The organism is Aeromonas cavernicola, from assembly GCF_002795305.1.
In the GTDB taxonomy this organism is placed as follows: Bacteria; Pseudomonadota; Gammaproteobacteria; order Enterobacterales; family Aeromonadaceae; genus Aeromonas; species Aeromonas cavernicola.
Window position 1 is genome coordinate 1 of sequence record NZ_PGGC01000127.1, and the last position, 8,772, is coordinate 8,772.

Below are 8,772 nucleotides of genomic sequence, written 5' to 3' on the forward strand. Positions count from 1 at the left end.
CCAGCCCAGAGCCCCCAGTGACCAGCGGCATGTCGAGCGCCGCGCGAGCGATGTCGAGCAGGTGCTGCTCGGTGAGTGTATCGACCACCGCATAACGCACGCCGTTCGCCGCCAGCTGGGCAAAGGCGCCCGCAATCGCCTGCGGCCCTTGATCGATGGTGGCAAACGGGACGAGCCCCGCCCGCCCCTCGGCTTGGGCTTCCATCAGCCGCAGCAAGTTGCTATCGGTCATCGGCGTGATGGGGTGCCGACGCATCCCCGATTCGGCGAGCGGCTCGGCACCCACAAACAGATTGCCTTGATAGACGGTGCGGCCATTAATCGGTAGTGCTGGGCAGATCAGGGTGAGCGAGCTGTCTAACGCCGCCAACAAGGCATCGGTCACTGGGCCGATATTGCCTGCTGCGGTACTGTCAAAAGTGGAGCAATATTTTTGGTAAACACGCGGGCAACCATGGGCCTTGAGCCAAGCAAGGGCGGCCAAGGAGTCGCGCACCGCCTCGCTGGCTGGGCAAGATCGGCTCTTAAGGCTGATCACCACCGCATCCACCCCCGTTAAATCTGTCGCTGGCGGAATGCCCGCAAACTGTAGGGTGGCGAGGCCGTTTTCCACCAGAAAACCGGCAATGTCGGTGGCCCCAGTAAAGTCGTCTGCAATTACCCCCAGTTTCATGCTTTGCCCTCCGTGCCCGGCAGGGTAATGCCGTCGAAGATCTTGATCACGGCGCTGTCATCTTCCTTGCCATGGCCCGCATTACTGGCAGCAAGAAACATGTTGAGGGCGGTGCTGGCCAACGGCAGGGGGAAGCGCAGTTCGCGGGCCGTGTCGGCCACCAGATTAAGATCCTTAACAAAGATGTCGACCGCCGAGCGGGCCTGATAGTCCCCCGTCAGCACCCGCGCCATCCGGTTCTCAAACATCCACGAGTTACCCGCCGCGTGGGTCACCACGTCATACATCAGATCAAGGGAGATGCCGGCCCGACTGGCCAGAGCCATCGCCTCTGCGCCAACCGCAATGTGTACCCCAGCCAGCAATTGGTGAATGATCTTGACCGTGCTGCCCTGCCCCGGCTCGCTGCCCACCCGATAGACCTTGCCCGCAACCGCATCCAGCACCGGTTGCAGCCGCGCAAAGGCAGCATCGGCACCGGCGGCCATCACCGTCATCTCACCGGCATCGGCCTTGAGGGCGCCACCAGAAACAGGCGCATCCAGCATCAACAACTCCAGCGCGGCCAGTTCACGGGCTAAGGCGGCAGCTTCGTCAGCGGCAATGGTGGAGGAGATCATCACCCCCGTCCCCGGTTTCAGGTGCGCGGCCAAGCCGCTCTCACCAAACAGGATCTGGCGCACCTGAGTGGCGTTCACCACCAGCAGCAGCACCGCATCCAAGGTCTCGGCAATGGGGCGGGCATCGGCCATCACGGCCGCAGCGCCAGCCGCCTGCAACTGCGCTTGGGCAGTAGCAGAAAGATCTATGCCGTAGGTGGTTAGGCCAGCCCGCAGGCAGGAGCGGGCGGCGCCCATGCCCATGGCGCCCAAGCCAATAATGGCAACGTGATAGGGAGTGCTCATCTGTCAGTTCCTCGATTACAACGAATGAGCCGCATAGTAAGGGGTTGTAATGGTGAAATATCAGGCAAGCATCACAAAATTTAACCTATATGGTGTTAATTTTTGTTATTTAGTGGAATTGAGAGCCGAATGAGTGATTTTTTCCGCGCTTAACATGTGATTTGTTGTGAAGTGTGAGTCTAAGATCGCTTTTTATCAAAATTTCCCATCTGGCTGGGGTAACATGGGCACCCGTTTTAGCATTACGGATGACCCATGATCCCCGTAGAGAGACAGCAACAGATCCTGCACCTGCTGGCAGAGCGTGGCGCCGTCAGCATTACCGAGCTGACCGAGCGGCTGCAGGTATCCCACATGACCATCAGGCGCGATATTCAAAAGCTCGAAGATCAAGGACGTGTGCTCTCGGTATCGGGCGGCGTCAGTCTCTCTGAGCGGATCACCAGTGAGCCCTCCCACGCCACTAAGCGCAGCCTGATGCAAGAGGCCAAACTGGCCATTGCCCACCATGCCGCCGCCCAAGTGGCACCGGGCAGCACCCTTTATCTCGATGCTGGCACCACCTCCCTTGAACTCGCCCGCGAACTGGCACAGCGGGAAGACCTGATGATCGTGACCAACGACTTTATGGTCTGTGCCTACCTGATTGAGCATGGCCAAGGCCGCCTCTACCACACGGGTGGTCAAGTGATCCGAGAAAACCAATCCTGCGCAGGGGAGGCCACCGCCCATTTTCTGCGTAATTTGCATCTTGATGTGGCGTTTTTGTCAGCCTCCTCGTGGGATGCCATGGGGATCTCCACCCCCAGTGAACAAAAGGTGCCGGTGAAACGGGCGGTGGTCGAGGCCGCCGCTACCCGTATTCTGATTTGCGACTCCTCCAAATATGGCAAAGTGGGCACCTTCAACGTGGTGGGATGGGAGGCGATCGATCAGGTGATCACCGATGGGCAACTGCCAGAGAGCGCCCGCGAGCTACTGGCTCAGCATGGGGTCGAGCTGACCTTGGTGCTTTAAACCCATACTGAGGCAGTCGCTCGCAGCCCACTAACGGGGCGCAGCCATCAGCCTGCACAGCGAGCCCGCTAACACTCTCTGTATGCTGTGTAGAAGAGGATAAGCTGGGGGTCCTCCTGCGCCACGCCTTGTCAGAAAGCCTGAAATATGGCAGACCGTACCCACATCACATGGTCCCGTTAGCGGCCTATGGCACAATAGCCGCGACCGTCGGCGACATGGGAACCGATCACGAAGGATTCCCACCCCCCCCCGATCATCGAAGGTTCGCCAGACATCTTCATCGACCACAAACCCGCAGCCAGAGTGGGCGACGCGCTCGCCCCTCACGCCAAACCGGGCAGCCCACCCCACAATCGGACGATCACCACGGGCTCTTCGACGGTGTTTTTTAATGGCAAGCCTGCCGCTCTCACTGGCAGTGAGATTGATTGTGGCGGCTTAGTGATTGGTACCAGTACGGTGATCATTGGTGACCTCGCCCCCAGCCTGCGAGACAGCCAAGCGATGGCAGACAGTGCCAAACAGCTAGCCTGCATCTTTGCCAAGTCATGCACCGTGCCCGCCACCACCATTGAGGCAGGCAACGGACCAGAGCCATTGATTAACTTCGGGCAGGCGATCGTGTTAGCCCCAGTACGTGGGGGGCGCTAACTATGGCTAATGGCGGAGCACAGAGCACGGCCACGGAGATCGCATTAGGGCGCATCTCAGGGGCCGCCCCGAGCGGGTTAGGGTCATGGGCCTTGCGCACCACAGGGGCGGCCTCTGGCGCGTTTCTGATGGCCTTTTGGCCGTCACAACTGGCGGACGGCACCCTCTACAGCGATGAGCAGTTACGGGCGATGAGCCGGGCGGCAACGCGGGTTCGTTTTCGGTTTATCGAAGACGAACAGGGCAAAATGCAGGTGTGCGGCATCCACACCAGCGCGGCCTCTGGGATGGATTCGGTTCCTGTTATTCATGCGCGGCAGCAAGGGAGCGCCGTGGTAGCAGTGGTGCCGCAAGGCCCGACGTTGACATGGTATCCGGATAGCAGCGGGGAGATCCCTGACGCCAGCAGTTACTACCCAGACAAAAACGGGATGGAGATCTCGAATATTTGGGTGAGGCCGATCCCCGATGCGCCGGATGCCGAGCTGGAAACCTTTCCGGCGAGTGGTGGCGAACTGGATGATTGCATCATCACGTTTCCGGTATCGTTGGGTGTGCCGCCGCTGTATCTGGTGTTTAGCAAGCCGCCCGTGAAGTTGCTGGAAACGGACACTTATAAGGGTTTTCAGGGTAGGCCGAGACTGGGGGCTCATGCAGACCATATGCCGTCAGCTGCGGCAATAGATCAATACCTCAAGCAGCTAGACCCATCGATGAAGGCTAAAGACCGAAAGTCAATGAAGAAAGATGTTGCTGCACTAATTATCCCTAAGTCGGTGCATCAAAAGTGCAGTGAAACCTATGGTGGACGTAACAGCCCTATGCGGATTCATATGGAAGCAAGCGACCTGAGGGGTGCGGTAGATAGCAATATGCAGGCCATCAGGGGATGTCTTAAAAATGAGGGATTTTCTGATGCAGAGATCGACAAGGCACATCAAGAAATGCACCAAATAAACATAAAAATGGGGTGGTATAAATGACCGTGAATGTGAAGGCGCTGATTAACAGCTTGGGGCGAACATATGAGTCGATATTTGATGATGGTTATATCCCATATAAAACCAAGCCTAAGGGGGATTCTGGTTGCACCGAAATTGATTTAGATATGATAAAAGAGGGGGTTTTCCTTTCTTTCGATCGTGCGACTAGAAAACTGGTCGAAGTGGATATTGATTTGATCCGTGAAGACAATAGCAAATATGTATTTCCTAATGAGCTTCCTGTACCTCTTCAGCAGAACATGTATCGCCCCCAAGTTCGTGAGCAATTGGGTCAGCCTAATAATTCCCACCCACCTTATCAGGTCGTAAATAGGCGATTCGGGGGGGTAGACCATTACATTATGAAGTTTGGTGAACAGCGAATTAGCATGTTGCTATATTATAACTTGGCCCAGATTGTGACTGGTGTCGCATTTAAACCAACAGCCTTGGTGCAATGGAAAGAATTAGATCCTTCCTTGCTGATTTAGTTTTATCACGTATTAGCGGCCTAGCTAATATGCCGCCATTACTATATTAGTGAGTCATCAATGGTGAATGTTGCACTATTAATTAACCACCTTGGCGTAACTTACGACGCGTTATTAGAGGCCAAACTTATTCCCTATAAGAGCAAACCAAGAGGGGATTCAGGAAGTCAAGTTGTTAATCTTGACATGGCCAGAGAGGGGCTTCTTTTAACGTTTGATAGAGATAGTCATAAACTGGTTGAGATCACAATCCGCCTAATTGATGAGAAAAATGAGAGATATGTTTTCCCTAATGAGATTCCATCCCCATTATGGGAGGGGATGAATCAGAGTAGGATAAGGGAAAAATTGGGTGAACCTGTGCACTTTCACCCACCACACAAAATAGTCAATAGGTTTTTTGGTGGCGTTGATTACTATGAGTTATCAAAGGGCTCTCCGTCGATAGCGATGCTCATTCGCTATGACACTCAACTCAAAGCTATTTCTGTAACATTCAAACCTGCCTCATTGGTGAATTGGAAACCACTACCATCATCTATTGTTATTAAGTAATAGATAAAGTCAGTCAACTCTGTTGGCTGACTTTATTAAGGCATATTTATTATTTTTTTGCGATTTGTTTCTTACACCACGCGCAGAAATTATCTGTTGTTTCATCATCCCACAATTGTGCTGGATTTTTTACAATGTTAGCGCCATTAGATGGTGATTTAATATTAAAATTATCTTTTAACCAATCAATAAAACGTTGGTTAACTTGTGGCTCATCTCCATTCTCTTCAGGGGTTAATGTAAAATCACTAACAAAGCCTAACTCTCTATATCCAATTGAAATAAGAGTTAAAAACTCAATAGTGCTATTGGCAATAACACAACAGAGTGTAGAGCCAGAACCTGAGCCAAGATGAACATATTTCAAGCAGTTATCATCATCAATCCATATCCCTAGCATAGAGCTATCCATGCCACTTTTAGCAAAGATTACTAGCCGAGATGCGATTTCATTGGCTATTTCTGGTATATCGAACCAGTATTTAAGGCTCGACTGGTAAGAGGCTGTTAACGTTATATCTGGTGTGTTTTCCCAATCATTACTAATCCGACCATATAAAAATCCATCATACTCTTCGATGAGTCCATTATCTTCTACCCATTGATATAATTGCAGCAGCTCACTTGGCAGTAGCATTTGGGGTGGTAATATGGATGTTAATTGTTTTAATAAAGTGGTCATACATTTTCTCTTTAACGGTTATTTTCATGGGTTTGCTGAAAACCTTATAGCCCAAATAATCAGGGTAATGATTTGGGTTGTGTTTAAATAATACGCGTATTTTCTCATACAAAAAACTATCTGTTTGGCGGTAAAATTTGAACCCTGCACCCTATCCCGTATGTTGGGCTAAAAATCGTAGGTTAGTGCTGAGCGAAGTGAAGCCCAACGTTTACCGCGAGACGTATCTGAATAATGAAATGGATGAAATTAGGGCACCCACCTTGATGCGTAAGACGTAGCGCCACCCGCACAGACAAGAGAGGTATCCTTTTTAAGTTGTCAGTACCCTGCGGAGTGACAGATAAGATTAGTCAATAAGCACGATATCTAAGCTATCTAATAAGCTTATTGCTTCTGATCGTGTAAAGATCGCTTGGGATATATTGTTGTTGAATATATCAATGTTAAAATTGCATGACTCAGTAAAATCAACATTCTTTAAATTTGTATGCGCGAACATACTATTAAGAAAGTCGCAATACGTTAGTGACGAATTCTGAAGGTCAGCCTCTCTAAAGTCGACTTCATGTAATTTACACTCATCAATCTTTAATTCGTTTAATTTTAAACCAAAAAAAAGAAGAATCGTTTAGAATACTCTTAGTAAAGCTTATTTGCGATTCAAATCTGAATGATGGCCAATATGCACTCGTCCAATTGACACCTACCAATTTACAGTTTAAAAAAGCAACATCAATAAAGCGTGAATCAGGCACTTTAATCAAACTCAAGTTACATTTTTTAAATGAACAATCTATAAATTTACATTGAGAGAAAGTTGTCGATGTAAAATCACAACTTATAAACTCACACTCTTCAAAAACTATACCTTCAAACTCTAAGAACATCAGTTCTTGCTTCTCAAAAAATTGCTTAAAAAACTCTTTACCATTGCTAATCTTCAGCATTAGCCCTCCAAAATTTAATAATCAAGAAAAATACAAAACTCACCTTAAAATCATACTAAGTTAGGGAAGGTGCGAACAAGTCCCTGATGTGAGATCATGAGTCCCACTTGGCATCAGGGATAAGGTTCAGCATGAATCATCAGCTCACCTTCGCGGATATCCCTTATGTTGGGCTAAAAATCGTAGGTTAGTGCTGAGCGAAGTGAAGCCCAACGTTTACCGCGAGATATATCTGAATAATGAAATGGATGAAATTAGGACACCCACCTTGATGCGTAAGACGTAGCGTCACCCGCACAGACAAGAGAGGTGTCCTTTTTTACTTCACGTTCTTCCTGTGTCGCTTCACCCTCTCCCCACCCGTTTTTGCTATTGCAATGGCAATGATCTCGACCTTAATGCACCCCCAGCTTATCTCTGGATGAGATAACGGTTTTCATCTTCCAATACCTCGCAGCAGGCCTGTAGCAGGTGGCCGTGCTGATGCCATTCATGGCTGTGAGGCGGCTAACAGTTTCACTTCATTACCGCACTGGTTGTTTCAGTTTGAAACGCGCAGCCGCGCTTTCTGTTTCAAATCCGAACCAAATCAGCCGTCATTTTTATCCCTTTTTCTGTCGTTAGACTGGCTTCATCAACCATTTGCCCACCCGTGCGGTGGCAAGCCAAGGAGTGAGCTATGAAGAAACTGATCAATGCCGTCGATGCGGTGGTCCGTGAACAACTGATGGGGATGGCAGCCGCCCACCCCGAGCTCAAGGTACGTATCGAACCCCACTACATCACCCGCGCCGACTCCCCCGTGATGGGCAAGGTGGCGCTGGTCTCCGGTGGGGGCAGCGGCCACGAGCCGATGCACGGCGGTCTGGTGGGTAAAGGGATGCTAGATGGCGCCTGCCCCGGCGAGGTCTTCACCTCGCCGACCCCAGATCAGATGTACGAGTGTGGCCAGGCCGTGGATGGTGGCGCAGGCGTGCTGTTTCTGGTGAAGAACTACACCGGCGATGTGCTCAACTTCGAAACCGCGGTCGAGCTGCTGCACGGTGACGGGGTCAAGGTGGGCTTTGCCCTGATCGATGACGACGTGGCAGTTAAAGACAGCCTCTACACCGCTGGGCGCCGTGGCGTCGCCACCACCGTGTTGTGCGAGAAGCTGGTGGGGGCCGCCGCCGAAGCGGGCTATGACCTGACCCGCTGCGAAGCGCTGGCCCGCCGCATCAACAACCAGAGCCGCACCATCGGGGTTGCCACTCATGCCTGTACCGTGCCTGCCGCTGGCAAGCCCTCCTTCACCCTCGCCGATAACGAGATGGAGTTCGGCGTCGGCATCCACGGCGAGCCGGGCATCGCGCGCCGCCCCTTCACCGATCTCAATACCCTGGTGGACGACATGTTTAAGGAGCTGGCTGACAACACCCCTTATGGCCGTACCTTGCGCCACTGGGACAGAGCCTCCGGCAGCTGGCAGGAGGAGCACACCTTTATCGAACCGCTCAACAAGGGCGATCGGGTTATCGCCTTGGTCAACAGTCTGGGCGGCACCCCCATCTCCGAGCTCTATGGCGTCTATGGTCGGCTCGCTACCCGGTGCGAAGAGGCAGGCATTCAGCTGGTGCGCAACCTGATTGGCCCCTACTGCACCGCCCTCGATATGACCGGCATCTCCATCACCTTGCTCAAGGTGGATGATGAGCTGATGACCCTGTGGGATGCCCCCGTTCACACCCCCGCCCTGCGTCGCGGTTGCTAAGGAGCCTTTACTCTCATGCTAAGCAAACATCACATCGTCAACTGGCTGCTCGACTGCGAACACATCTTTACCGAACAGCGTGACTACCTCACCGCGCTGGATACCGACATCG

Annotated in this window: 11 protein-coding genes and 1 pseudogene; 7 read left to right on the forward strand and 5 right to left on the reverse strand. The window is 51.8% G+C overall.

The features are described from left to right. Together otnK and ltnD are read right to left on the reverse strand one after the other, a co-directional pair. Nucleotides 1-673: 3-oxo-tetronate kinase (gene otnK / locus CUC53_RS13730; RefSeq protein ID WP_167386759.1), on the reverse strand; the 673-nt coding region annotated here is incomplete at its 3' end. Further along, entirely contained in the window at nucleotides 670-1,578 is a 909-nt protein-coding gene (gene ltnD, locus CUC53_RS13735; protein ID WP_100294685.1) for an L-threonate dehydrogenase, read from the reverse strand. The genes otnK and ltnD, both read right to left, overlap by 4 nt. Nucleotides 1,579-1,833: 255 nt before the next feature. On the opposite strand from ltnD, the gene CUC53_RS13740 reads away from it, so the two are divergent. The 5 genes from CUC53_RS13740 to CUC53_RS13760 all read left to right on the forward strand — a co-directional run bounded on the left by CUC53_RS13740 (nucleotide 1,834) and on the right by CUC53_RS13760 (nucleotide 5,278). Next, nucleotides 1,834-2,595: a DeoR/GlpR family DNA-binding transcription regulator gene (locus CUC53_RS13740; protein ID WP_100294686.1), complete on the forward strand. Its 762-nt coding sequence runs from the start codon at nucleotides 1,834-1,836 to the stop codon at nucleotides 2,593-2,595. Nucleotides 2,596-2,877: 282 nt separating this feature from the next. Then, nucleotides 2,878-3,249, forward strand: coding sequence for a PAAR domain-containing protein (locus tag CUC53_RS13745; protein ID WP_236757927.1), 372 nt, complete (start codon nucleotides 2,878-2,880; stop codon nucleotides 3,247-3,249). 128 nt (nucleotides 3,250-3,377) lie between these two features. Further along, nucleotides 3,378-4,232 carry an S-type pyocin domain-containing protein gene (locus CUC53_RS13750; protein ID WP_157798281.1) on the forward strand — a complete coding sequence of 285 codons (855 nt, stop codon included), beginning with the start codon at nucleotides 3,378-3,380 and terminating at the stop codon, nucleotides 4,230-4,232. Next, nucleotides 4,229-4,723, forward strand: a complete 495-nt coding sequence (locus CUC53_RS13755; protein WP_201796768.1) for a DUF6392 family protein — start codon at nucleotides 4,229-4,231, stop codon at nucleotides 4,721-4,723. Before CUC53_RS13750 ends, CUC53_RS13755 begins: the two co-directional genes overlap by 4 nt. Nucleotides 4,724-4,783: 60 nt before the next feature. Beyond that, nucleotides 4,784-5,278: a DUF6392 family protein gene (locus CUC53_RS13760; RefSeq protein ID WP_100294688.1), complete on the forward strand. Its 495-nt coding sequence runs from the start codon at nucleotides 4,784-4,786 to the stop codon at nucleotides 5,276-5,278. Between the two features lie 49 nt (nucleotides 5,279-5,327). Here the strand turns inward: CUC53_RS13760 and CUC53_RS13765 are convergent, their stop codons facing one another. From CUC53_RS13765 to CUC53_RS19075, 3 genes are all read right to left on the reverse strand, one after another. Then, nucleotides 5,328-5,960 carry a hypothetical protein gene (locus CUC53_RS13765; RefSeq protein ID WP_100294689.1) on the reverse strand — a complete coding sequence of 211 codons (633 nt, stop codon included), beginning with the start codon at nucleotides 5,958-5,960 and terminating at the stop codon, nucleotides 5,328-5,330. 349 nt (nucleotides 5,961-6,309) lie between these two features. Continuing rightward, a complete protein-coding gene (locus CUC53_RS19600; RefSeq protein ID WP_201796770.1) occupies nucleotides 6,310-6,588 on the reverse strand; it encodes a pentapeptide repeat-containing protein in 279 nt (92 codons plus the stop codon). After that, nucleotides 6,545-6,910 carry a pentapeptide repeat-containing protein gene (locus tag CUC53_RS19075; protein WP_201796769.1) on the reverse strand — a complete coding sequence of 122 codons (366 nt, stop codon included), beginning with the start codon at nucleotides 6,908-6,910 and terminating at the stop codon, nucleotides 6,545-6,547. The genes CUC53_RS19600 and CUC53_RS19075 overlap by 44 nt, the downstream gene beginning before the upstream one ends. A 679-nt stretch (nucleotides 6,911-7,589) precedes the next feature. Between CUC53_RS19075 and dhaK the strand changes: the two genes are divergently transcribed. Together dhaK and CUC53_RS13780 are read left to right on the forward strand one after the other, a co-directional pair. Continuing rightward, nucleotides 7,590-8,660: a dihydroxyacetone kinase subunit DhaK gene (gene dhaK / locus CUC53_RS13775; protein ID WP_100294690.1), complete on the forward strand. Its 1,071-nt coding sequence runs from the start codon at nucleotides 7,590-7,592 to the stop codon at nucleotides 8,658-8,660. A gap of 15 nt (nucleotides 8,661-8,675) precedes the next feature. Then, a pseudogene (locus tag CUC53_RS13780) lies at nucleotides 8,676-8,772 on the forward strand (dihydroxyacetone kinase); the annotation flags it as partial.

Coding starts and splice junctions, on each gene's coding strand:
- ltnD (WP_100294685.1), bottom strand. CDS start 1,578: ATGAGCACTCCCTATCACGTTGCCATTATTGGCTTGGGCGCCATGGGC.
- CUC53_RS13740 (WP_100294686.1), top strand. CDS start 1,834: ATGATCCCCGTAGAGAGACAGCAACAGATCCTGCACCTGCTGGCAGAG.
- CUC53_RS13750 (WP_157798281.1), top strand. CDS start 3,378: ATGGCCTTTTGGCCGTCACAACTGGCGGACGGCACCCTCTACAGCGAT.
- CUC53_RS13755 (WP_201796768.1), top strand. CDS start 4,229: ATGACCGTGAATGTGAAGGCGCTGATTAACAGCTTGGGGCGAACATAT.
- CUC53_RS13760 (WP_100294688.1), top strand. CDS start 4,784: ATGGTGAATGTTGCACTATTAATTAACCACCTTGGCGTAACTTACGAC.
- CUC53_RS13765 (WP_100294689.1), bottom strand. CDS start 5,960: ATGACCACTTTATTAAAACAATTAACATCCATATTACCACCCCAAATG.
- CUC53_RS19075 (WP_201796769.1), bottom strand. CDS start 6,910: ATGCTGAAGATTAGCAATGGTAAAGAGTTTTTTAAGCAATTTTTTGAG.
- dhaK (WP_100294690.1), top strand. CDS start 7,590: ATGAAGAAACTGATCAATGCCGTCGATGCGGTGGTCCGTGAACAACTG.